The organism is Aerococcus sp. BD502, from assembly GCF_057919555.1.
In genome coordinates this window covers 1,772,990-1,796,217 of record NZ_CP147972.1, presented here as the reverse complement: position 1 = coordinate 1,796,217, position 23,228 = coordinate 1,772,990, and the positions used below count along the sequence as shown (strand labels likewise).

Here is a 23,228-nt window from a genome sequence, read left to right as displayed (position 1 = left end):
ATTCCTTAGTAAGTGGGCTCAAAAATTGCCTCTTTCTGCTCTAACAAATTTTCAACATCCATGATATTGTAGTCGCCCTCTTGGAAAAAATCGGCATTTAATAAAGCAAATAATAAAGGCAGATTAGTCTTCACACCAGCAATATGAAAGTCCTGTAAAGTGTATTGCATCTGCCTAAGCACTTCCTCACGGCGGGAACCAGTAACCAGTACCTTGGCCAGCAGACTATCATAGTAAGGTGAAATAGCATCAGAAATTTTCAATGCAGAATCAATACGAATATTGCCTGTCTCTTCGGGAAGAGATAAGGCAGTGATCGTCCCCGTGGAGGGGAAAAATTGGCGTTCAGGATCTTCAGCAACTACTCTCACTTCCAAAGCGGTTTGGTAGGCTGGACTATGCGCAGGTAATTGACACATCTGATGAAGTAAAAGGGCCAGATGCTCTTCAATCAAATTAACCCCCGTGACCATCTCAGTCACCGGATGCTCGACTTGCACACGCGTATTCATTTCAATGAAAAAATAATGGCCAGCTTCGTCGACTAAGAACTCTACGGTCCCTAAGCCAAGGTAAGCGAGCTTTTCACCAATTAATCGGGCAGCGTGAATAATTTTTTGCCGCAAGGTCTCCGATAAGCTTGGACTCGGAGCTTCTTCCATGACCTTCTGGTGATTCCTTTGTAAGGAACATTCCCTTTCTGGAAAGGTCCAAATACGCCCCTGACCATCCCCTAAAATTTGCACTTCAATATGATGAGCCGATTCAATGATTTGCTCAATATAGAGACGATCATCGCTAAAAGCTTGATAAGCTTCTCGTTTTGCATCTGTAAATTTGTGCTTCAGGTCAGCCTCGTCATTAATTTTTCGCATGCCTTTGCCACCGCCACCTGCAACAGCCTTTAAAATAATGGGAAAATTCAATTGCTTAGCTATCTTTTCAGCCTCTATCAAATTAGATGGGATACTTTTACTACCCGCAATCGTGGGAATGCCTAAATTTTCTACAAATTTTTTGGCATTATATTTATTTCCCATCGCCTCAATCGTTTTCGATCGGGGGCCAATAAACGTAATGTTCATTCGTTCACAGAGGTGGGCAAATTTAGCATTTTCAGCCAGAAAGCCATAACCAGGATGGATGGCATCAGCATGGGTGACCATCGCTGCACTCAAAATATTTTTCATATTTAAATATGACAAATGAGCAGGCCCAGGACCAATGCAAATCGCTTCATCAGCTAGCTCAACATGAAGCGCATTTTGATCCACAGTGGAATAAATTGCCACAGTTTCTAATTCTAATTTTCGGCATGCTCTAATCAGTCGTACAGCAATTTCGCCACGATTAGCAATTAAAACTTTTCTCAATGTGTTCCTTCTTTCGCCTACAGTTAACTGATCTGCTGCTTAAAGATTGCTTTAATGAGAAGGTTTAATCTTTACCAGCACTTGATCATACTCGACAACTTGTTCATCCTGCACTGAAACTTCTTGTATTTCGCCATCACAGGGTGCAGGAATTTCATTCATAATCTTCATCGTTTCAATAATGCAAACCGTATCCCCTTTTTTGACAGAATCGCCAATTTGAACAAAAGCTGGCTCATCTGGAGAGGGTGATTGGTAAACGACACCGACCAGCGGACTACGCACAGCCAGCAACCGTTCGTCCCTTTCTTCATCAGAGGAAGTTTCATCAAGCTCCGTCTTCCCTTCTATTGCTTGACTTTCGTTAGCATATAAAGGAGTAGCATTTTTTGATAATTTGAGTTCACAATCCGGAGCTTTGTAAATCATTTGCTGGAGATTTGAAGCTTCAAACAAGGCTATTATTTCTTTCAGATCTTTTTTATCCATTCATATCTATCCTTTTAAAGCAAAGTGAACTATTTTGTCCACCGAAACCTAAAGAATGCGATAAAGCAACTTCAACTTCAGCTGCCAAAGGTTGATTTTTGACAAGATTGTCAGCACAACAATCAGGATCTGGTTTTTTATAATTGATTGTTTGCGGCAAAACCTGATGGTCTAAAGCCAAAATAGTAGCAATAGCTTCCAAGGCGCCTCCGGCACCGAGAAGATGTCCAATCGAAGCTTTAATCGAGGAAATTTTGACTTGATCAAAATATTCGCCAAGTAATTTTTTAAAAGCCACAGTTTCTAAACGATCGTTTAATGGTGTCCCCGTACCATGAGCATTAATATAACCTAACTGAGAAATCGAAACGCCACCTGTTTGCAAGGCAGCAGTTAAAGAAGCTAAAGCTCCGTTCGCAGAAGGATCTGGGGCGGTTAAATGGTAGGCATCATTACTGGCTCCATAGCCCGCCAACTCGGCATAAATATGAGCCCCTCTTGCCTTCGCATGATCATACTCCTCTAAGACTAACATGCCTGAACCTTCTCCCATCACAAAACCTTGTCGTTCTTGGTCAAAGGGAATTAGCCCGCGACTAGGGCTAGCGCTAGGAGTAAGGGCTTGAAGATTCATAAACCCCGCAATAATCGTTTCATTAATAGGAGCTTCGCTAGCCCCGGCTAGCATCGCCACTGCTTCACCCTGGCGAATAGCTTGGTAGGCGTGGCCGATGGCATCATTTGCGGCACAACAAGAGGTACTCAATGTTTGGACGGAGCCCTTAATGCTTAAGTGTTCGGCAATATTACCAGCCGCCATATTAGGCATCATCATGGGCAAAAGTAAGGGATGAACACGTTTAAAGCCTTTACGAAGTCCTTTGACCGTATTGTCATAAAAACTAGACACGCCCCCTAAGCTGGTCCCCATATAGAGGCCAAGGTCTGACGGCTGCCGAGTGAAATTAGCATTAGTCAAAGCTTCCATAGCTGCTAGTAAGGCGAACTGGCTGAAACGGTCCATTTGCCGAACTTGTTTTTTGGGCCAAAATTCTTCAGGTTTAAAATCTCTAATTGGGCTCAGTAAGTGGCAGCCCAACTTTTTAGCCCATGCTTCAGAAGTAGAAACAATACCTTGCTGGCCCGCCAGTAAATGGTCCCAAAACTGCTTTTTATTAAGTCCAATAGGAGAGACGGCCCCTATGCCTGTAACGACGACACGTTTGAACAAAATTCACACCATCCTTACTTAGCCCGGTAACTGTCAGCTTCCTGAAAATGAGCAATTGTCTCCTCCAAGGAAGTTAATTTTCCTGTTTGAAAGCGACAGCTCTTGGGTATTGCTTGCTTCACTAGGCGACTTAATACCTTGCCTGGCCCCACTTCCACGAAAGTATTGATCCCCACCTGATGCATCGCTTTTATAATATCATACCATTGCACAGGCTGGTACATTTGCTGCACTAAATGAGCTTTTATACTGGAAGCTTCATGGATCTTACCTGTTACATTACTATAGACCGGAATAGCACTATCTGAAAAATGGGTTTCTTGGACTGCTGTATCAAATTTTTGCGCAGCTTTAGCCATTAAAGGTGTGTGGAATGGACCGGATACCCCTAAAGGAATTACTTTACAGCGGACTTTATCCTTCAGCTTAACTTCTACGGCAGCCATGGCAGGCATAGTTCCGGAAATCACTGTTTGCATTGGCGAATTGAAATTTGTGGGCCCAACAAAACCCAAGTCAGCATTAGAAACAGTTCGGCAAATAGAAATAATATCTGCTGGCTGAGCCCCTATGATAGCTGCCATGCCGGTCTCTTCGTGTAGACACTGAACTGCTTCACTCATTACCTGGCCGCGCCTGGCCACTAAGGCCAAGCCCTCAATAAATGAGAGTTTTTTTGCCCCAACGAGAGCCGAATATTCTCCTAAACTTAAACCAGCCGCCACACTAGGCTGAATGCCCGCTTTCTGCAGTATTTTGGTAAGCATCACTTCAACAACAAATAAGGCCGGTTGGGTAAAACGAGTATCATCCAACGTCTTACCCCCTTCATAAATAATCTCTTTCAGGTCGTAACCCAGTACCTTCTCTGCTCTAGAAAAAAGTTCATTATACTCGGGATAGGCTTTTAAAATATCCCAACCCATTTTAGTATGCTGAGCACCCTGGCCACTATAAATAAAAGCTACTTTTTCCACTTTTCAGTCCTTTTATCTTTTAAAAACAAGTGAGCGATGGGGCACTCATACGCCATCGCTCTCGAATACTAACTATTATCTAAGGCAAATACCCAGATTATTTCTTTTGATCAACAAAGTCAACGATATCTTGAATCGTTTTTAGGTCAACTTCATCCTCATCAATCGTGATATCAAATTCATCCTCAATATCATTAATAATTTGAAAAATGTCAAGACTATCAGCATCCAGGCCATCTTGCATACTAGTTGCGGGTTTAACATCCTCGGGTCTTAGGTCTAATTGTTCAACAATAATTTTTTGGATTTTTTCAAAAGTAGTCATCAATACGCCTCCTTAAGTGAAATAAGTACTTGGATAAAGCATAGTTTATCTATTAGAAAATGTCAATTTATTAGAAAAAAAATAAAGACCACCTGAACAGTAGTCTTTAGCTCAGTCTTTAAGATAAAATTTTAAATAAATTCTTCTATGTCTTTGAAGTTAACGATGGTGCGTTCTTCACAAATATCAAGCATTTCAATTGCTGATTTTTCCCAATAAATCTTAACGACAGCTGAATTGGTTAACAACTTAACAATAATACCTGTCATTGGATGCTCACGAAAGTAAAATTTGATTACATCACCAACATCTGGACGAATCGAGGCCTTGACCTGATCAATAACTTCCGAAGCCTCATCATAGGTCATATCAATGATGGTGGCTATCCGAGATTTACTCGTTCCCCGCCGCAACTCCCCCTCAATTCGTTCTTGGACTTTTGGATTAATTTGTTTTGTCATAATATTTTCTCATCCCATCCAATAATAAAATTTGTCTGTCTATATTTTACCATAGACCTAAGAATTACTCAAATTTACCCTAGCATTAACACATAAAATATGTTAAAATTATTATTTTTAGCTACTAATTAATTCATTTTTAAAGGCTCCTATAAAATTGCTGGTGTCCTTTAACCCTAAAATGGGCTAGCATTTGTTTTATCGTATTAAAAATGATACAATAGACATTGTACTGGGGATGTTCCGGAATTCGACAGGCACGCCCCAATGTAGAGCTACATTCCGAAGGTTGCGACTTCGCAAAAACGCTACTTAAACTTAATTGACAAACAAGAAAGTCAAACTTTAGCATTTGCTGCCTAGCAGCATGCTAAGATCAGCCTAGCATCGCCTATGTGTTAGTGTCTGGTCCTATTGCAGTAGGCTATACCCCAAGCCACCACCTGAGGTGAGGGGAAGAACTTAACCAGGTACGTGAACCTATGGGTGTGTTGAGGAGCCCTAGGGGAACTAAATAAATCATCAACTATGATTGTAAAAGCTTTATAATTGGAATGTCTGGACAGGGGTTCGACTCCCCTCATCTCCATTCCAGAATTAGCCGTCCGAGCAGCTTAAAAAGCTGAACTGGACGGTTTTTTATGGCAAAAATAAAAGCCAAGCACATTTTGCGTAGTGCTTGGCTTGATCACATGCTATTGGTTTAATTTTTTACTTGATGACATAATCTCATCAATAATTCCATAATCTTTCGCTTCCTCAGCAGTCATCCAATGGTCACGGTCCGTGTCTTTGTGAATTTGCTCCAAACTTTGACCTGTCGAGTTAGCAATAATTTGGTTGAGACGTTCCTTGGTTTGAAGGATGTGGCGGGCAGCAATTTCAATCTCAGTCGCTTGTCCTTGGGTCCCACCAAGAGGTTGGTGAATGAGAACTTCAGAATTAGGCAAGGCATATCTTTTACCTTTTTCACCAGCCATAGCAATAATTGAACCCATTGAAGCAGCCATTCCCGTTACAATCGTCACCACATCTGCTGAAACAAAGTTCATCGTGTCATAGATGGCTAAGCCAGCGGTCACAGAACCACCGGGTGAGTTAATATAGATATAAATATCTTTGTCAGGATCTTGGGCATCTAGGAATAGTAGTTGGGCGATCACCGAGTTTGCCATTGCATCATTAAATTCACCACTCATCATAATAATACGGTCTTTTAATAAGCGTGAATAGATATCATAGGCGCGTTCGCCATGAGCAGATTGTTCGATCACTGTAGGAACTAAATTCATATTATTTTCCTCCTTTATTTCTACTACCTTACTATAACTTATTGGTCAATAAAGGTCAACATATATGATCCTATAAGGAGATAATTTTTCCTAATTCAAGTTTTCGTGTTATGATGAAAATGATTTAATGCGATATTAATCAGTCACAAAGGAGTTTGTTCAATGGAGATAAAAAAAATTGTTGCGGGCCCACTCTCAACCAATTGCTATATTGTTAGCATCGGGCAGGAAGGCATCGTTATCGATCCCAGCGGAAAATTTGATGAGCTTAAAGCCTATATCGAAGATCATCACCTCAATATCAAAGCCATTCTTCTGACCCACGGCCACTACGATCATATTCTGGTACTCGACCAAGTCGCTAACTTTACAAACGCCCCCATCTATCTTGGAATTCGCGATAAAGAGCTTTTAGGTGACCCCAACTTAAATTTATCTGGGCCTTTAAATATTGTCCGCCAACCAGCTGACTATTATATTGAAAAGGAAGAAACTTTAAACCTTTTACCCACCCCTATTGATGTTTTAGAAACTCCCGGTCATTCACCTGGCCATGTTAGCTATTATTTCTCCAAGGAAAATTGTATTTTTAGTGGTGATGTCTTGTTTAAGCAGGCCGTGGGGCGAACGGATCTGATCTTGGGGGATCCCGAAGCCTTAGTCCATACCCTACAAGAAAAAATTCTTCCACTACCCGAAAAAACATTAATTTATCCAGGCCACGGTGCCAATACTGATTTATCTTCGGAAAAATTAGAAAATCCTTACTTGCAAAATATTAAACCACAAGGCTAACAATGTTAAACGAACAAAATCCAGTTTTAAAATATTTATTAGAAAACAAAGACAGTTATACATCGGGACAAAAGCTGGCCGATAGTCTGGGCTTATCACGAAATGCAATTTGGAAAGCCATCCAAAAATATCGTAAAGAAGGCTTTGAAATTACCTCCAAAACAAAAAAGGGCTATTGTCTGTTGGCCTATCCTAAAAATTTCCATCCTGGCCTACTCAGACTATTAATGAACCAACGCGGTATCCCGCTAAACATTTACTTTAAAGAAGAAGTGACCTCAACGAATGAATTGGTCAAAGGGCTTTTTGTGCCGGAGCAATATGCAGAAGGCAGTCTCCTGGTCGCCAAAAAACAAACCCAAGGTCGAGGCCGCCGTGGCAAAAAATTTTATTCAAATTTAGCCGGGGGATACTATTTATCACTTGCGATCAAACCAAAGAACATTGGTATGGAAGAAATTCCCCTCTACACCATTTTAACAGCCGCGAGTTTAGTTTTAACTTTAGAAGATTATGTTCCCCAGCAATTGCTGATCAAATGGGTAAATGATATATTTTATGACAGGAAAAAAATAGCAGGCATTTTGACGGAAATGCAAACAGATGTTGAGACCAATGACATCACCCATCTCATTATTGGTCTAGGCCTTAATTTATATGGTGACTTTGACCAAGCCACTTCAGATGTAAAAGCTGTGGCCGGTACGCTATTTGGCGCCGAAGCGCCTGAGCATTTTAATATTAATCAGTTTTTCTTAGAATTTTTAACCCATTTCTTCTATTTTCAAGAACATTTTTCCAAAAGATTGTTTCTGTCGCCTTATCGAAATCATCTCATGGGCCTTCATCAGCACATCACTTATCAGATACAAGGTCAAGAGCGAGAAGGAACAATACTAGGAATCAATGATCTTGGGCATCTTCAAGTTAAAAATAAAGCTGGTAAATTAGAAACTTTATATGGGCAAGAGATTAGCCTAGGGAGTAAGCAATTTACGAAGCATTAAACCCTAGGCTAAAAGCCCCTATTCAGAAACTTTCTTAATAATGCGGCCACTAGAATCATAACAATAATTTTTAACTCGAGTAGCATCAGGGATAGCCGTTAGAATCCGATCCCTGTAAGGCTCTGAAAGCTCATCGAATAAAAATTCATTTTCAGCTAAGCCCAATTGCTGGCGCTTAGCTTTTATTTCGTTTGCCGATCGTAAGCGATATTTTGTACTGGGGAGCTCCCCGGCGATTGTTTCTTTTTCAATGCGGTACACATAATAAGGCTGACTTTCGATATAGGTGATTTCAAGGGCCCCAGTATTGGTTCTCTCATAATGAACATCGCGGTAATGATCTTTTTCAATTTCCCACCACGTTTTAATACCTAATACAGCTTGCTCTTCACTAGGAAAACTGCCATGTTTCTTTCTAACATCATCACGCTTATTTTCCCAATATACGGTATAGATCTCTGTCATTGTCTTCTCCCCTCATTACTCTCCTAGGACTTTTTCATAAACAAGACTCTGAGTCAATTCTCGCACTTCACCAACGTGTAAGTCCTCAGGTAAATTCAGAGCACCCATTGAAATTCGGCGTAAGTTTAATACCGGCTTACCGATAGCTTGACACATACGCTTAATTTGATGGAATTTCCCTTCTTGAATAGTAATTTGCACCCGATCCCTTTCCTTGGAGTGATGCTCTAAAAGCTTTAATTCAGCAGGCAAGCATGCCTCACCATCTTCCAAAATAATTCCAGCCTGGAATTTTTCAGCATCTTTTTCAATCATCTGACCAGCTATCACAGCCTCATATACTTTTTTAATCCCGTATTTAGGAGACAATGCTCGATGGGTAAACTCACCATCATTCGTCAATAGTAATAAGCCTTCCGTATCCTTATCCAAGCGACCTACTGGAAAGGGAGCGTAGATTTGGACAATTTCATCCGGTAAAAATTGTGTCACCAAAGGGTCAATTTCAGCCTTGGTACTACTGATCACCCCTTGAGGTTTGTTTAATAAATAATAAACAAAAGGCTTATAGGGAATAATTTCACCATCAAGAGTGATATGATCTCTATTGGGATTGATTTTTGTCTTTGGGGACTTTTTCATGTTGCCATTAACCATGACACGCCCTTCTCGGAGTATATTTTTACTATCTTTACGGCTGTAAAGTGTCATATTAGCTAAAAACTTATCCAGACGCATCAGTATAAGCTCCCCTCTACTAGAAAAAAATAAGCTGGTGACTTATCGCGCCACCAGCTTAGAGAATATTCCTCTTAGAATAGTCCTACAATCTCTCCGTTTTCCTTGACATCCATCTTCATAGCTGCAGGAACTTTAGGTAGACCAGGCATGGTCATTACATTACCGGAAAGTGCTACAAGGAAGCCAGCACCAATCTTAGGTACGAATTCCCGAATAGTAATTTCAAAGTCTTCAGGACGAGCAACTTTGGTTGCATCATCGGTTAAGGAGTATTGCGTTTTAGCCATGCAGATTGGTAGGTGTCCCCAACCATTCTTTTCAAATTCTTTAATTTGTTTTTCAGCCTTCTTGGAGTAAACGGCACCTTTACCACCGTAAACCTGAGTTACAATGGCATCAATTTTTTCTTTAATGCTGGTTGTTTCTGTATCGTACAATGGCTTGAATTCGGGTGCTTCGCCTTCGGTCGCTTTAACAACGGCTTTAGCGAGATCAACCCCACCGTCGCCACCATTTTCCCATACAGAGGTGTTAACAACTTCAACACCCTTAGCAGCAACAACATCTTCAACAGCTTTAATTTCAGCTTCCGTATCGTCGATAAATTCGTTTAGCGCAACGATAACAGGAACGTTGTAACCTTGCATTGTTTCAATGTGTTTTTCAAGGTTAACAACACCACGTTTAACGGCTTCGACGTCTTCACCATGGTCTTTTAATTCTTTCTTAGGTACGCCACCATGCATCTTCATGGAACGAACAGTCGTTACAATAACTACGACATCAGGTGTTTTACCTAAGGCAGGTGCGACAATGTCCATGAATTTTTCGCCACCAAGGTCAGCACCAAAGCCAGCCTCAGTGATGGCGTAGTCACCTAATTTAAGAGCAGCTTGTGTTGCAATAATAGAGTTGCAACCATGAGCAATATTTGCGAATGGCCCACCATGGACGAATGCAGGGGTGTGTTCAAGAGTTTGAACAAGGTTAGGTTCAATAGCATCTTTCATGATAAGAGCCATTGCGCCTTGGCAACCTAATTCCTTAACGGTTACAGGTTCTTTGTCTTTATTGGAACCAATGACGATACGGCCGAAGCGTTCTTTCAAATCTTCAAGGTCAGTAGCTAGGCAAAGTGCTGCCATTACTTCAGAAGCAACAGTAATGTCAAAGCCATCTTGACGTGGGTAGCCATTTGCAGGTCCGCCAAGACCTACGACAACATTACGTAGGGCACGGTCGTTCATGTCAACAACACGTTTCCAAGTTACACGACGAGCATCGATGTTCAAGTCGTTACCTTGGTGAATGTGGTTATCAATTACAGCAGAGAGCAAGTTGTTTGCGGTGGTGATGGCGTGCATATCACCAGTGAAGTGAGTGTTGATTTCATCCATTGGAACAACTTGAGCATAGCCACCACCAGCAGCCCCACCTTTAATACCAAATGTTGGGCCAAAGGATGGTTCACGCAAAGCAATAACGGTTTTCTTACCGATTTTTTGCATGGCGTCGCCCAAGCCAACCGTTACAGTGGTTTTCCCTTCACCAGCAGCTGTTGGGTTAATTGCTGTAACGAGGACTAATTTACCATTTTCTTTGTCCTTGATTTTATCCAAGGTACGTTGTGGTAATTTAGCCTTGTAAAGACCAAATTGGTCTAAATCAGTGGCTTCGAAACCTAACTCTTTACCAATTTCGGTAATAAGTTTAGGTTCATTTTGTTGTGCAATCTGAATATCAGTTAACATTCAACTTATACCTCCTACATTTGAGTTAATTTCATTATAACATAGATTCCATAAATTAAAATCGAAACCCTATGAATTTATGAAAATTATTTCATGTGAAATGTTTTACTTGAACTGAGCCTCGTACAGATTGGCATAAAAGCCTTGTTTAGCCATCAATTCCTCATGATTCCCCTGTTCAATAATGTGCCCTTGATCCATGACAATAATTTTATCCGCATCGCGAATGGTTGATAGTCGATGGGCCACGACAAAGCTGGTTCGACCTTTGAGCAGTCGATTCATAGCTTGCTGAATTAAAATTTCTGTCCGCGTGTCTACATTGGATGTTGCCTCATCTAAAATCAAGACATCAGGGTCTTTTAAGAAGGCTCGGGCAATCGTGAGTAATTGCCGCTGACCTTGGGAAATATTCGTTCCATCTTCGGTTAAAATCGTTTCATAGCCATCGGGAAGACTAGCCACAAAATCATCAACGTGTGCTGCTTTTGAGGCTGTCATCACATCGGAATCGGAAGCTTCGAAACTCCCATAGCGTAGATTTTCAAAGATCGTTCCATTAAACAGCCAAGTTTCTTGGAGAACCATGGAAAAATGCTTGCGCAATTCTTGTTGAGACATGTTACGAATATCGCGACCCTCATACCGAATGGCCCCACCATCAACTTCATAAAAGCGCTCAATAAGATTAATCAGTGTTGTCTTACCAGCACCGGTTGGGCCCACAATCGCCACCATCTCTCCTGCTTGGACATTTAAATTAAAGTCTTCCATCAGCAATTGGTCAGGCTTATAGCCAAAGTCAACATGTTCAAAGGAAATCTTATAAGTGGGTTTAGAAATATCAGGTAAGCCTTCTGGTTGCTTCATTTCTTCTTCATCCAAAATTTCGAAGACGCGTTCTGCGGCAGCAATAGTAATTTGGATGGTATTTGCTAACTGGGCTAACTGACGGAAAGGTTGACTGAATTGGTTGGCATATTGAAGGAAGGATTGCACGGTCCCAATCGTGATGCTACCGTTTATTATTTCTAAGCCACCAATTGTGGCAATCAAAACATAACTCACATTTTTAGCCGAACCAACTAAGGGGTTCATAATACCGGCGTAGTATTCAGCTTGCCAAGAGGCATGATTTAATTCATCACTCCGGGTGATCATCTCTTCTTCAGTGGCAGCTTCAGCATTGTAAATTTTAATAATGTTTTGTCCCGTATACATTTCTTCTACATAATCATTGACCATTCCGAGGTCTTTTTGCCGTTTAGCAAACTGCTTTTGCGCACGTGGAGCGACATACTTAATAATGATAATATTCAAAGGAATCATGACCAGGATTGCAAAGGTCAATTTCCCACTCATAAAAAACATCGTAACCAAAATTGCGATAAATTGGACGATACTGGTAACAATTTGAGTGAGCGATTGGTTAAGGTTATTTGCAATTTGGTCCATATCATTAATAGCTCGTGATAAAACATCACCGGTCGAATGCGTATCAAAATAACTTATGGGTAGACGCCCCATCTTTTCCTTAATTTCCTTCCGTAAATCGTAAACGGTGTGCTGGGATACGCGCGCCATAATAAACTGCTGGAAATAACGGAAGACTGCCGATAGAATGTAGCAGATCACTAAAACAACAATTGTTTTATAAACTAAGTTGAAATTAATGAGATAACGATGATCAGCCGAGGACCAGCCTTTTTTAATGCCATCGTAAATAATTGTTGTAATTTGGCCCATGATCCGAGGCAATTGAGCACTTAAAAGTGCAGAAATAGCTGCCATAATAAACACAAGAATCATCCACCAACGTCGCTGCTTCATATAAGAAAACAGTCGCTTAGTAGTCTTCCAAAAATGATTGGCCTGATGCCTCATATTTTCATTCGTAATTTTTTCTTTACTCATCGTCGTCTCCCCCTTTCATTTGAGAATGAACAATATCTTTGTAAATTTTATTGTTAGCCTTAAGCTCCTCATGAGTGCCTGTCCCTACAATTTTCCCATTATCAAGGACTAAAATTTGGTCAGCATTCATGACCGTATTAACACGCTGGGCTATAATCATAGTAATCGCATTTTGAGCAAGAGGGCGTAAGGCTTCGCGTAATTGATAGTCCGTTTGATAATCCAAAGCAGAAAATGAGTCATCAAAAATGTAAATGGCTGGCTGCCCAACAATAGCCCGCGCAATACTCAATCTTTGCCTTTGGCCACCAGAGAAGTTTTGCCCGCGCTGTTCGACACGAGAATCTAATTTCTCCGGCAAATCATCGACAAATTCAGCCTGAGCAATATTTAAAGCGTCCCAGATATCTTCCTCACTGGCCTCAGGCTTCCCATAGCGAACGTTACTGGCTATGGTGCCATGAAATAATAAGGCATTTTGCGGTGCATAACCAATATGCTTCCTTAGTTCAGCTTGCTTATAGGCTTTTATATTGTGCCCATTTACTTTAATTTCACCAGCGGTTGTATCATAGAGCCTGGGCAGTAATTTAGCCAATGTCGTTTTCCCAGATCCGGTCCCACCGATCACCGCAATCGTATCACCCGCTTTGGCTTTAAAATTAATTCCTTTAAGCGCGGGACGCTGGGCACCCGGAAAGCAAAAATCAACGTTTGAAAAAGATAAAGTGACCGGTTCATCGGTAGGAAAATCGAGCGCCTCCTGCTGATCTTGGATTTTAATATCAGTATCCATAATCTCTAAAATTCGTTCGGCAGAAACTTGTGCTCGTGGGAGGAAGAATAAAATCATCGCCATCTGTAAGACGGAAAAAAGAACCTGCACCCCATATTGAATAAAAGCAATCAGATTCCCAATTTCCATTTTATTGGCGGCAATAAGGTGGCTCCCATTGGTAAAAATTAAAGTATTGGCGACACAAATAACAAGTAACATGCCCGGTAAAATTAAGGCTAAAATCGAGTTAGCTAGAATAATCGTATCGCGGAAATCTTTATTGGCATCATCAAAACGTTTTTCTTCATAATGTGTGGTTCCAAAGGCACGGATGACACGGATCCCTGTTAAACCTTCCCTAAATACTTTATTAAGCCGGTCCGTCTTTTTTTGGATTGAACGAAACACCGGACTAGCAAATTTTAAAACAATCGAAGCAAACAAAATAATGAGCGGCAAGGTAATGGCAAAAATCCAAGCCAACTGACTTTCTCGCTGAAAAGCAAAGAAAAAAGAGACAATCATAATCAATGGTGACATGATAATTAAACGAAGCATCATCATCGTCACCATTTGAATTTGCATAACATCATTCGTGGTACGTGTCAGTAGTGTCGAAGTTTGAAATTGCACCAATTCTTCTTGTGAAAAGGATAATACTTTTTTAAATAAGCTTTTCCTTAAACTGTTCCCTAAACCTTGTGATTCCTGCGCACTGAGTCGTGTCGCAATGACTCCTAACACAATCGCCACTATCGTAGCTAGCGCCATAATCGTCCCAATGATCAATACAGGTCCCCGAGAACTTGCTCCAGCACTACGATTCAAAGCATCAGAGGCTAAAGTGGGGAGTAATAAAAATGAGGTTGCTTCCAGTAGAGTGAGTAATAATATCAGGACTACTTTTTTTGTAGACATCATTCGCCATAATCTAATCATTGTATCCCTACTTCCAAAATAAATATTTTACTTAAATATAATTGAGTCAACTCCTACTATAGTAGAAGCGAAGACTTTTTTCTAATAATTTGTTTTTGCATTGTGATATAACCAATGAAAGCAAAAAAGCAAGAGCTAGTCTTGCTTTGTATCCCTTATAAAGTGAGCCAGCTTGAATTAAAGGCCACTCTTATCGATCACTTCAATTTTATATCCGTCGGGATCAGAGACAAAGTAATAAAAGGGGTCTTCCCCTGGTAAGCCAGACAACTCGGTTGGCTCAAAACCAAGATCTACATGTTTCTTTCTTAGCGCCTTAACATCATCAACCACAATCGCAATATGACCATAGCCATTACCGAGATCATAGGCTTCATGGTCGTAGTTATAGGTTAATTCTAATTTGTAATTTGAATCGGGTAAAGCGAGATAACACAACGTGAATTTGTCCTCAGGAAAATCTTTCGTATTAACGACTTGAAAACCAAAGGCAGCTTCGTAAAATTGCTTGGATTTTTCTAAATCTTGAACTCTAATGCAAGTATGATCAACAAACATTTTATCCCTCCTCTTTATATTATAACTTGTTGGACCTAAAGAAGGGAAATAATACCCCTTGAAGGTCAAGCGCTGCTTGTAGTTGGGCCTACTTTAAGCTATGCTAGATTTATAAGAAGATGAAAGGAAAGTTAACGATGAGATGTGCACACTGCTATAATAAAATCGATCAGCAGGACCTAGTTTGCCCACATTGTGGCAACATCATTGAAACAGAAGCTGATGTTATTTTTTCGGATCAAGACAAACCAGAGCAAAATAAGGAAAAACCGGAAGAAAAGAGGACGAAACCTTCTCGCACCCAAACTTTAAAAGAACAAAGTAAAAATTTAGGCCGACTTTTTCTCGCCCACCTAAGAAACCCTATTAAGAGTATTCAACAGGAAGAAAATCAAAGCAATATTTATGGTCTTATTGCCCTGACCCTTTTAGCTTTGTTGAACGCCATTAGTTTTACCTCCCTGTTTCGCTTTGTCTTATCCCACTATGACTGGCTATCAAGCCTCTCGATTTTACCACAATTAGATATTAGCTTTGTCCCTTGGGTTTTTTTCTTAAAAACTTTTGTTTTTGGCTTTGTCTGGTTATGGTTAATAGCCGCAATGACTCATTTTTTTGTTTCGTTTATCTTTAAGCAAAAGATAGCAAACACACAGTGGCTATCCATTTTTTTGGGTATCAATACCCTATCCTTACCAGTGAGTTTACTCGCTAGTATCTTAAGTCTCTTTGCCCCTTTACTGACTTCAATCTTTATTGTTTTCCTACTACTGTTGGAACTCGCTACCCTATTATTTTCGATCCCCTTACTCTATTATATGTATATTACAAAGGTTAAAATGGTTAATAATTACTATTCTAGTATTATCACCATTGCTGTTGTCATTTTAGCTGGCTTCTTATTAGGGAATATCATTTACTAGTACCAACAAAAAGGGGCTGGGAAATAAGTCGCCCTAAATAATAAAAAATGCATTGAAGTTATCCATATTTGGATTCCTTCAGTGCATTTTTTACTTTTAGAGAAATGATTACGAAGAGCTTCTGCTCTTCGCCGAGCTTTAAGGGCTAATTTCGTTAAATTCATGCTCATCAGCATCATTCCGATATCATTATACACGCTTTGTTTGCCTCTCACATGTGTTCTGCGCATACCAAAGACACCTTTCATCCGTCCGAAAACGGTCTCTATGTCAATTTTACGTTGCGCATAGATTTCTTTTCCAGGTGTGCTTTCTAAATTCTCTTTTGCTTGGTGCTTAAAATATTCCCAATTAAGATTGACCGCCGTCTGGCGCTGACGTCCTGTCGGAGTTTTCGCAAGCTCATTTAAACGCTCATCCATTTGTTCAGTATCGGCTTGATAGACTTTAAACTGTCTTTGGAAACCTTTTTTATCTTTTCGCGTACGATAATATGAAAAACTAAAATGAACGCCATCTAAATCCGTATAGGAATCTTCAGCCGCATGATAGTGCCAGTTCTCACGATGCTTGGATTGGTTTCGATATTTTTTACTTTGTTCTTTATGATACATTCCGTAAGGAATCAAAGGGACTTTCTCAAAGTCATCGATAATCGCCATATAATTCTCTTCACTCCCATAACCCGCATCCGCAACAATATATTGGAACAGATCAAGCGTTGGGATTGTTTTTAAAAACGGAATGAGGGTGCGCGTATCGGTAGGGTTCGGGAAAATATCAAAGTCAATAATATATTGATGACTTGAAGCAACTTGGAGATTATAGCCAGGCTTTAACTCCCGATTTTTCATGGGATCTTCTTTCATACACATAAAGGTGGCATCGGGGTCCGTTTTTGAAAAACTGTTTCTGCCATTAAATCGTGCGTTTGCTTCCTCGTATTTCTGTTTTCGGGGTAAGAAATCCTTCATACATCGATTCCGGTGCTTTTTAAGCGTGCGACGACGTCGCTTGTGTCGAGAACCTCCTTTAGGAATGGTCGTCTCATTTTCAATTTTGCTTTCAACCTCTTCGATTGCTTCATCAAGACACGCAATAATTTTTTCAATCCCATCAGAAGTCGTTAATTCTTCTTCGGTCAAGGCGATATCGACATTCGTTTGAATAAGTTCCTCATATAAACTCGAAACATTTTCATTGAGCTTCGCTTCATAGCGTTCAATCGCTCTTCGCCAAGTAAAACTATAGATGTTCGCATCCGCTTGAATTTTTGTCCCATCGATAAATAAAGCCTCTGGGTGGATTAAACCATTGTCCCTCAGCAGCATGGTGAAAAGGATAAAAGCATACTTGATCAAGTTCGAGGCATGTTCGCTTGAACGAAAGTTATTGATCGTCTTGTAGCAAACTGGGGTATCGCCCGTTAGCCATTTCATCGGAATAGATTCTTCATTCATTCGTTCAATTTTTCGACCTGAAAACGTTGATCGACTATAGGCAAATAAACACATCTTTAATAGCATTGCTGGATGAAAAGCAGGACGTCCCGTATGAGAAGTGTCTTCCAGAATAATTTCCGTAGGAATCGAGTCGACAAATCGGCTGATCAGCCGAGCTTCATGGTCCTCAGGAATCGTAAAATCTAATTTTAGTGTTAAAGCTGTTTCCATTGTGGTATAATTTTGATACAAAGCGAGTTCCTCCTTCGGTTTGCTTACCTTTTATTATAAGGCTTGGAACTCGCTTTGTCTTTATAAAATATCAAAACGCATCAATTTATTTTCGAAATAAATTGATGCGTTTTTTATATTCTGAGACTGAGTTTTTTCCCAGCCCCTTTTTATGCGGATAACAGGAGTCGAACCTGCACGAGCGTTTCGCTCACTACCCCCTCAAGGTAGCGCGTCTGCCTATTCCGCCATATCCGCGTAATCTTTTCAACATATTTGATTATACGTGATTCCCATTTAATTTGCAAGGGAATCTTGAAATTATTTTGAAAGTCTATGGTGAAAGTTATTTTTGGCCTCATTTAGCCAGATTTGATCCGCCCTAGACAGGCAAAACCTCAATCAAAAAGCGAAAAGTATAACAGAAAGGAAAGCTTCAATCTGCTATGACAGGGTAGGGATTGAAGCTTTCTTCTACTTTTAAAGGCCTACTCCTCACTATCCATGTCCAAAATCGCTAGGAAAGCTTCTTGAGGCACTTCAACAGAACCGATGGCTTTCATCCGCTTCTTCCCAGCCTTTTGTTTCTCAAGTAATTTACGTTTCCTAGAAACGTCACCACCATAGCATTTTGCTAGAACATTTTTTCGCATGGCTTTAATATTGGTTCGAGAAATAACTTTATTCCCAATCGCTGCTTGAATGGGCACTTCAAATTGCTGGCGCGGAATAACTTCTTTTAATTTACTGGCTAATTTTTGCCCGCGTTCATAAGCAAAATCGGTATGAACAATACTACTGAGGGCATCAATGACATTACCGTTAAGCAAGACATCTAATTTCACCAGCTTGCTCTTTTGGTAGCCAGAAATTTCATAATCCAAAGAGGCATAGCCCCGTGTATTCGATTTTAAACGATCAAAGAAATCAAAAATGACTTCAGCTAGAGGTAGGCTATAGATAATGTTAACACGAACATCATCTAAGTACTGCATCGTAATAAAATCGCCCCGCTTACGTTGGCATAATTCCATCACCGGTCCAACGTAATCTTGCGGCACCATAATTTCAGCCTTCACATAAGGTTCTTCAATATAGTCCAAATTAGTTTGATCAGGCATTTCAGAAGGGTTAGATACGGCCAGTACTTCCCCATCGGTAGTGTGAGCACGGTAAATCACAGAAGGCGCCGTAATAATTAGATCTAAACCAAAATCCCGCTCTAGGCGCTCCTGAGTCACGTCCATATGCAATAAACCTAAAAAACCACAGCGAAAACCGAAGCCTAAAGCCTGGGAACTTTCAGCTTCAAACTCTAACGCGGCGTCATTAAGCTTTAACTTTTCTAAAGCTTCTCTCAGGTCAACATAGTCATCAGAATCGACAGGGTACAAGCCACAATAGACCATGGGATTTAATTGCCGGTAACCTGGCAAGGCTTTTTCTGCCGGCCGCTCGGCTAATGTGACCGTATCGCCCACTTGCGTGTCTTGAATTGTTTTGATGCTAGCGGCTAAATAGCCCACATCCCCCGCCATTAAATAATCACGTGGTACAGGAATCGGCGACATCACGCCCAGTTCCGTCACTTCAAATTCCTTGCCATTGGACATTAATTGAATGGTATCGCCGACTTGCAATAGGCCTTTCTTGACACGAATGCTAAGGATAACCCCTTTGTAAGTATCATAGATCGAGTCAAAAATTAGAGCTTGTAAAGGCGCTTCAATGTCACCTTCTGGCGCGGGAATAAGTTCTACAATTTTTTCTAAAATCTCGTCAATACCTACACCTGTCTTAGCGCTCGCTAAAACGGCTGAATCGCCATCTAGGCCAATAATATCCTCGATTTCTTGAATCGCATGTTCAGGATTAGCAGCCGGTAAGTCGATTTTATTGACGACCGGCAAGAGTTCAAGGTCATTTTCAATGGCCAAGTAAACATTTGCCAATGTCTGGGCCTCGATTCCCTGAGCGGCATCAACCACTAAAATCGCACCCTCACAGGCAGCCAAACTTCTAGAAACCTCATAGGAAAAGTCGACATGCCCTGGTGTATCAATAAGATGGAAAATATACTCTTCCCCATCATTGGCCTTATAAGTGAGTTCGACAGCATTTAGTTTAATGGTAATACCGCGTTCTTGTTCCAATTCCATGGAATCAAGGAGTTGATCATGCATATCACGATCCGACACGGTCCCCGTTTGCTGTAGAATACGATCTGCCAAGGTCGATTTCCCGTGGTCAATATGGGCAACAATTGAAAAATTCCTGATTTGTTTTTGGCGATCTTTTAAAACAGAAATATTAGGTATATTTGTCAAAATGCTCTCTCCTTATCTCATCAATGAGAATATCCCTCTTTCATTTTAATGGAATTCCATGATTTCCTCAAGGTCTTTCAAATAAATATAAAACCAAAATGAAGGAGGCAGCCAGCAACTGCCTCCTTTTATACTAATCTTTAAAAGCTCTTCTTAACTTATCAAAGAAATTTTGTTCTTCTTCGGTAACATTATCCCCGCTCGCTGTCGCAAAGGCACGCAAAGCCTCTCTTTGGTCATCATTAAGATGCTTAGGAGTGATGACTTTGACGGTCACATGCTGGTCACCTGTCCCATTTCCTTTAAGACGGGGGGCACCCTTACCTTTTAGTCTGAGCGTATCCCCAGACTGAGTTCCGGCTGGAATCTTCATTTTTACTTTCCCGTGAACAGTAGGCACCTCAATTTCATCACCTAAGGCGGCTTGGGCAAAATTGATCGGTAATTCGAAGAATATTTCAGGACCTTGCCGTCCAAAAACGGTGCTTTCTTTCACACGGAAAACAACGAATAAGTCCCCATTCGGCCCGCGATTATAGCCGGCATTCCCTTGGTCTTTAAGGCGCATACTCTGCCCATCTTCAACACCTGCTGGAATCGTGACTTTGACAGAATGAGTTTTGTTTTGCCGGCCACTCCCATGGCAAGCTTCACATTTATGTTCAATAATTTCTCCTGTCCCGCCACAATCAGGACAGACGGCTTGTGTCTGCATACGACCAAAGGCAGTATTGCGGGTTTCGTTCACAACACCGCGACCATTACACGTCTGACAACGTTTGGCTGCCGTTCCTGGCTGCGCTTTGCTGCCGTGGCAAACCTCACATTCTTCTTCTCTTTTGTACTTAATGGTCTTCTCAATACCAAAAATAGCTTCTTTAAAACTAAGATCTAAAGTATATTGAAGGTCCTCTCCTTCTTTAGGAGCATTCGGATTCATTTGCCGGCCTTGGAAACCTCCAAAGCCACCACCGCCACCAAAGAACTGGCTGAATATATCTTCAAAGTCACCGCCAGAGAAGGACTGATAGCCCCCGGCGCCTCCAAAGCCGCCTTGTTGATCAAAGCCACCACCTGCTTGGCCAAATTGGTCATATTGCTGGCGTTTTTGTTCATTGCCTAATACTTCATAAGCTTCAGCGACTTCCTTAAATTTTTTCTCGGCATCGGGACTATCATTCACATCGGGGTGGTATTTTTTTGATAATTTGCGATAAGCACGTTTAATGTCGGACTGGCTAGCATCTCGGTCAAGCCCTAGGATATCATAATAGTCTTTTTGCATGAGCCTTATGCCCCCTCCTTTCTCTTCATAAAAGAAAGCTCCCTGCCAAGGTCTCTCAGGGAGCTTTTGAATTTAAAGTATTTATTCATCGTCTACTTCTTCAAAGTCGGCATCCATGGAGTCATCATTTTCGCCTTTATCGTCCGTTTGACCGGTAGCTTGTTCTTGTTCGGCTTGCGCTTGTTGATAGAGTTTAACCGTCATATCTTGAAGAACTTCGCTCAGTTCATCTTTCTTCGCCTTCATGGCTTCAAGATCATCTTTTTCGCTGGCTTCCTTCAATTCATCACGCAAAGCTTTAGCCTTATCAATATCGGCTTGATCTACTTTTCCTTCCACATCTTTAGTGGTCTTATCTGTTTGGAAAATGAGCTGTTCAACTTCATTTCTCAAATCAGCTTCTTCTTTACGCTTTTCATCGGCTTCTGCGTTGGCTTCTGCATCTTTCATCATGCGATCAATTTCATCATCAGTTAAGCCGGAATTAGATTTAATCGTAATAGCTTGTTCTTTACCTGTTCCTTTGTCCTTAGCGCTAACATTGACAATACCGTTCTTATCAATATCAAAGGTCACTTCAATTTGTGGGATACCACGAGGGGCAGGGTTAATATCCGTTAATTGAAAGCGTCCCAAAGTTTTATTATCAGCAGCCATTGAGCGTTCCCCTTGAAGAACATGAATATCTACGGCCGGTTGGTTATCAGCTGCAGTTGAGAAGATTTGAGATTTAGAGGTAGGAATCGTCGTGTTGCGATCAATCAATTTGGTGAAGACACCGCCCATGGTTTCAATACCTAAGGAAAGAGGGGTCACGTCGAGTAAGACAACATCTTTCACATCGCCAGTGATGACCCCACCTTGAATCGCAGCTCCCATGGCTACAACTTCATCAGGGTTAACAGAGCGGTTAGGGTCTTTGCCGGTTAGGGATTTAACAGCTTCAACAACGGCTGGAATACGAGTTGACCCCCCGACAAGAATAACTTCATCAATTTCATTAGCTTTCATACCCGCATCAGACAATGAGCGACGAACAGGTTCTTTGGTACGATCGACAAGGTCACTGGTCAGTTCATTAAATTTAGCGCGTGTTAATGAAAGTTCTAAGTGCAAAGGACCTGCTTCCCCTGCTGAAATGAAGGGCAAGCTAATTTGCGTAGAAGTCACCCCAGAAAGATCTTTTTTCGCTTTTTCAGCAGCATCTTTTAGACGTTGCATAGCCATCTTATCCTTGGTAAGATCAATGCCATTTTCCTTCTTGAAATGATCAACAAGATAATCCACGATGCGATCATCAAAGTCGTCTCCACCCAGTTTGTTGTCACCGCTAGTAGACAAAACATCAAAGACGCCATCGCCAAGTTCAAGAATAGAAACGTCGAAGGTCCCGCCACCCAAGTCAAACACTAAAACGCGTTCTTCTTGTTCAGTTTTATCGAGACCATAAGCTAAAGCGGCAGCAGTTGGCTCATTAACGATCCGATCAACTGTCAAACCAGCAATCTTACCGGCATCTTTCGTTGCTTGCCGTTGGGCATCGTTAAAGTATGCAGGGACAGTAATCACTGCGTTAGTGACTTTATCTCCTAGGTAATCTTCAGCATAGCCTTTGAGGTATTGTAAGATGTAAGCTGAAATTTGCTCAGGTGAATAATCCTTATCATTGGCATGGGCTTTGTAGCCTTTTTCGCCGATGTGACGTTTAATCGAAGCGACAGAATTAGGGTTGGTTACCATTTGACGTTTTGCCACTTCCCCAACTTGCGTTTCACCATCTTTAAAGGATACAACAGAAGGGGTCGTCCGGTTGCCTTCAGGGTTAGGAATAATAACCGGCTCTCCACCTTCTAATACAGAAACTGCTGAGTTTGTGGTTCCTAAGTCAATACCAATAATCTTAGACATATTATCCTCTCCTTAA

The 23,228-nt window shown here is 41.0% G+C and carries 20 protein-coding genes, 1 tRNA gene and 1 other RNA gene; 4 read left to right on the top strand and 18 right to left on the bottom strand.

Annotated elements, in window-relative coordinates; all coding sequences use genetic code 11:
• Positions 1-5: 5 nt before the first annotated feature.
• The 6 genes from WF803_RS08580 to WF803_RS08555 form a co-directional block, all read right to left on the bottom strand.
• Positions 6-1,373: an acetyl-CoA carboxylase biotin carboxylase subunit gene (locus tag WF803_RS08580; RefSeq protein WP_489611057.1), complete on the bottom strand. Its 1,368-nt coding sequence runs from the start codon at positions 1,371-1,373 to the stop codon at positions 6-8.
• Between the two features lie 51 nt (positions 1,374-1,424).
• Complete coding sequence (gene accB, locus WF803_RS08575; protein ID WP_489611056.1) at positions 1,425-1,862, bottom strand: acetyl-CoA carboxylase biotin carboxyl carrier protein; 438 nt, start codon at positions 1,860-1,862, stop codon at positions 1,425-1,427.
• On the bottom strand, positions 1,855-3,093 hold the full coding sequence (locus tag WF803_RS08570; protein ID WP_489611055.1) for a beta-ketoacyl-[acyl-carrier-protein] synthase family protein: 1,239 nt from the start codon (positions 3,091-3,093) through the stop codon (positions 1,855-1,857). The genes accB and WF803_RS08570 overlap by 8 nt, the downstream gene beginning before the upstream one ends.
• 14 nt (positions 3,094-3,107) lie before the next feature.
• Complete coding sequence (gene fabD / locus WF803_RS08565; RefSeq protein ID WP_489611054.1) at positions 3,108-4,070, bottom strand: ACP S-malonyltransferase; 963 nt, start codon at positions 4,068-4,070, stop codon at positions 3,108-3,110.
• A 97-nt stretch (positions 4,071-4,167) separates the two neighbouring features.
• Positions 4,168-4,395 (bottom strand): acyl carrier protein, encoded by a 228-nt coding sequence (locus tag WF803_RS08560; protein ID WP_489611053.1) that lies wholly within the window; start codon positions 4,393-4,395, stop codon positions 4,168-4,170.
• A gap of 131 nt (positions 4,396-4,526) precedes the next feature.
• Positions 4,527-4,856 (bottom strand): DUF2187 family protein, encoded by a 330-nt coding sequence (locus WF803_RS08555; RefSeq protein ID WP_489611052.1) that lies wholly within the window; start codon positions 4,854-4,856, stop codon positions 4,527-4,529.
• Between the two features lie 234 nt (positions 4,857-5,090).
• Here WF803_RS08555 and ssrA point away from each other — a divergent pair.
• Positions 5,091-5,448: a transfer-messenger RNA gene (gene ssrA, locus WF803_RS08550) on the top strand.
• Positions 5,449-5,551: 103 nt separating this feature from the next.
• On the opposite strand, the gene clpP is transcribed toward ssrA, so the two are convergent.
• Positions 5,552-6,166 carry an ATP-dependent Clp endopeptidase proteolytic subunit ClpP gene (clpP, locus tag WF803_RS08545; RefSeq protein ID WP_489611921.1) on the bottom strand — a complete coding sequence of 205 codons (615 nt, stop codon included), beginning with the start codon at positions 6,164-6,166 and terminating at the stop codon, positions 5,552-5,554.
• A 144-nt stretch (positions 6,167-6,310) separates the two neighbouring features.
• Between clpP and WF803_RS08540 the strand changes: the two genes are divergently transcribed.
• Positions 6,311-6,943 carry an MBL fold metallo-hydrolase gene (locus tag WF803_RS08540; RefSeq protein ID WP_489611051.1) on the top strand — a complete coding sequence of 211 codons (633 nt, stop codon included), beginning with the start codon at positions 6,311-6,313 and terminating at the stop codon, positions 6,941-6,943.
• A gap of 2 nt (positions 6,944-6,945) precedes the next feature.
• The gene (locus tag WF803_RS08535) at positions 6,946-7,950 is read left to right on the top strand and encodes a biotin--[acetyl-CoA-carboxylase] ligase (RefSeq protein WP_489611050.1); all 1,005 of its coding nucleotides are present in this window, start codon (positions 6,946-6,948) and stop codon (positions 7,948-7,950) included.
• Between the two features lie 18 nt (positions 7,951-7,968).
• On the opposite strand, the gene WF803_RS08530 is transcribed toward WF803_RS08535, so the two are convergent.
• From WF803_RS08530 to gloA, 6 genes are all read right to left on the bottom strand, one after another.
• Complete coding sequence (locus tag WF803_RS08530; protein WP_489611049.1) at positions 7,969-8,415, bottom strand: hypothetical protein; 447 nt, start codon at positions 8,413-8,415, stop codon at positions 7,969-7,971.
• Positions 8,416-8,430: 15 nt separating this feature from the next.
• The gene (locus tag WF803_RS08525; protein WP_489611048.1) at positions 8,431-9,153 is read right to left on the bottom strand and encodes a pseudouridine synthase; all 723 of its coding nucleotides are present in this window, start codon (positions 9,151-9,153) and stop codon (positions 8,431-8,433) included.
• 74 nt (positions 9,154-9,227) lie between these two features.
• The gene (locus tag WF803_RS08520) at positions 9,228-10,907 is read right to left on the bottom strand and encodes a formate--tetrahydrofolate ligase (RefSeq protein ID WP_489611047.1); all 1,680 of its coding nucleotides are present in this window, start codon (positions 10,905-10,907) and stop codon (positions 9,228-9,230) included.
• A 105-nt stretch (positions 10,908-11,012) separates the two neighbouring features.
• Positions 11,013-12,821: an ABC transporter ATP-binding protein gene (locus WF803_RS08515; RefSeq protein ID WP_489611046.1), complete on the bottom strand. Its 1,809-nt coding sequence runs from the start codon at positions 12,819-12,821 to the stop codon at positions 11,013-11,015.
• Positions 12,814-14,538, bottom strand: a complete 1,725-nt coding sequence (locus WF803_RS08510) for an ABC transporter ATP-binding protein (protein ID WP_489611045.1) — start codon at positions 14,536-14,538, stop codon at positions 12,814-12,816. The genes WF803_RS08515 and WF803_RS08510 overlap by 8 nt, the downstream gene beginning before the upstream one ends.
• 177 nt (positions 14,539-14,715) lie before the next feature.
• Positions 14,716-15,096, bottom strand: a complete 381-nt coding sequence (gene gloA / locus WF803_RS08505; protein WP_489611044.1) for a lactoylglutathione lyase — start codon at positions 15,094-15,096, stop codon at positions 14,716-14,718.
• 119 nt (positions 15,097-15,215) lie between these two features.
• Here gloA and WF803_RS08500 point away from each other — a divergent pair, with 119 nt between their 5' ends.
• Positions 15,216-16,019 (top strand): hypothetical protein, encoded by an 804-nt coding sequence (locus tag WF803_RS08500; RefSeq protein ID WP_489611043.1) that lies wholly within the window; start codon positions 15,216-15,218, stop codon positions 16,017-16,019.
• Here the strand turns inward: WF803_RS08500 and WF803_RS08495 are convergent.
• The 5 genes from WF803_RS08495 to dnaK all read right to left on the bottom strand — a co-directional run bounded on the left by WF803_RS08495 (position 16,016) and on the right by dnaK (position 23,212).
• Entirely contained in the window at positions 16,016-17,713 is a 1,698-nt protein-coding gene (locus tag WF803_RS08495) for an IS1182 family transposase (RefSeq protein WP_489611042.1), read from the bottom strand. The two genes, WF803_RS08500 and WF803_RS08495, sit on opposite strands and share 4 nt — an antisense overlap.
• Before the next feature lie 152 nt (positions 17,714-17,865).
• Positions 17,866-17,950: transfer RNA gene (locus tag WF803_RS08490), tRNA-Leu, on the bottom strand.
• Positions 17,951-18,180: 230 nt separating this feature from the next.
• Positions 18,181-20,010, bottom strand: coding sequence for a translation elongation factor 4 (lepA, locus tag WF803_RS08485; protein WP_489611920.1), 1,830 nt, complete (start codon positions 20,008-20,010; stop codon positions 18,181-18,183).
• 142 nt (positions 20,011-20,152) lie between these two features.
• Positions 20,153-21,304, bottom strand: a complete 1,152-nt coding sequence (gene dnaJ / locus WF803_RS08480; RefSeq protein ID WP_489611041.1) for a molecular chaperone DnaJ — start codon at positions 21,302-21,304, stop codon at positions 20,153-20,155.
• Between the two features lie 81 nt (positions 21,305-21,385).
• Entirely contained in the window at positions 21,386-23,212 is a 1,827-nt protein-coding gene (gene dnaK, locus WF803_RS08475; protein ID WP_489611040.1) for a molecular chaperone DnaK, read from the bottom strand.
• Between the last annotated feature and the right edge of the window lie 16 nt (positions 23,213-23,228).

What these genes read in the sequence shown, in the direction of transcription:
- accB (WP_489611056.1), bottom strand. Translation starts at nt 1,862, where the DNA reads ATGGATAAAAAAGATCTGAAAGAAATAATAGCCTTGTTTGAAGCTTCA.
- WF803_RS08560 (WP_489611053.1), bottom strand. Translation starts at nt 4,395, where the DNA reads ATGACTACTTTTGAAAAAATCCAAAAAATTATTGTTGAACAATTAGAC.
- WF803_RS08555 (WP_489611052.1), bottom strand. Translation starts at nt 4,856, where the DNA reads ATGACAAAACAAATTAATCCAAAAGTCCAAGAACGAATTGAGGGGGAG.
- WF803_RS08540 (WP_489611051.1), top strand. Translation starts at nt 6,311, where the DNA reads ATGGAGATAAAAAAAATTGTTGCGGGCCCACTCTCAACCAATTGCTAT.
- WF803_RS08535 (WP_489611050.1), top strand. Translation starts at nt 6,946, where the DNA reads ATGTTAAACGAACAAAATCCAGTTTTAAAATATTTATTAGAAAACAAA.
- WF803_RS08530 (WP_489611049.1), bottom strand. Translation starts at nt 8,415, where the DNA reads ATGACAGAGATCTATACCGTATATTGGGAAAATAAGCGTGATGATGTT.
- WF803_RS08525 (WP_489611048.1), bottom strand. Translation starts at nt 9,153, where the DNA reads ATGCGTCTGGATAAGTTTTTAGCTAATATGACACTTTACAGCCGTAAA.
- WF803_RS08520 (WP_489611047.1), bottom strand. Translation starts at nt 10,907, where the DNA reads ATGTTAACTGATATTCAGATTGCACAACAAAATGAACCTAAACTTATT.
- WF803_RS08515 (WP_489611046.1), bottom strand. Translation starts at nt 12,821, where the DNA reads ATGAGTAAAGAAAAAATTACGAATGAAAATATGAGGCATCAGGCCAAT.
- WF803_RS08510 (WP_489611045.1), bottom strand. Translation starts at nt 14,538, where the DNA reads ATGATTAGATTATGGCGAATGATGTCTACAAAAAAAGTAGTCCTGATA.
- gloA (WP_489611044.1), bottom strand. Translation starts at nt 15,096, where the DNA reads ATGTTTGTTGATCATACTTGCATTAGAGTTCAAGATTTAGAAAAATCC.
- WF803_RS08500 (WP_489611043.1), top strand. Translation starts at nt 15,216, where the DNA reads ATGAAAGGAAAGTTAACGATGAGATGTGCACACTGCTATAATAAAATC.
- dnaJ (WP_489611041.1), bottom strand. Translation starts at nt 21,304, where the DNA reads ATGCAAAAAGACTATTATGATATCCTAGGGCTTGACCGAGATGCTAGC.
- dnaK (WP_489611040.1), bottom strand. Translation starts at nt 23,212, where the DNA reads ATGTCTAAGATTATTGGTATTGACTTAGGAACCACAAACTCAGCAGTT.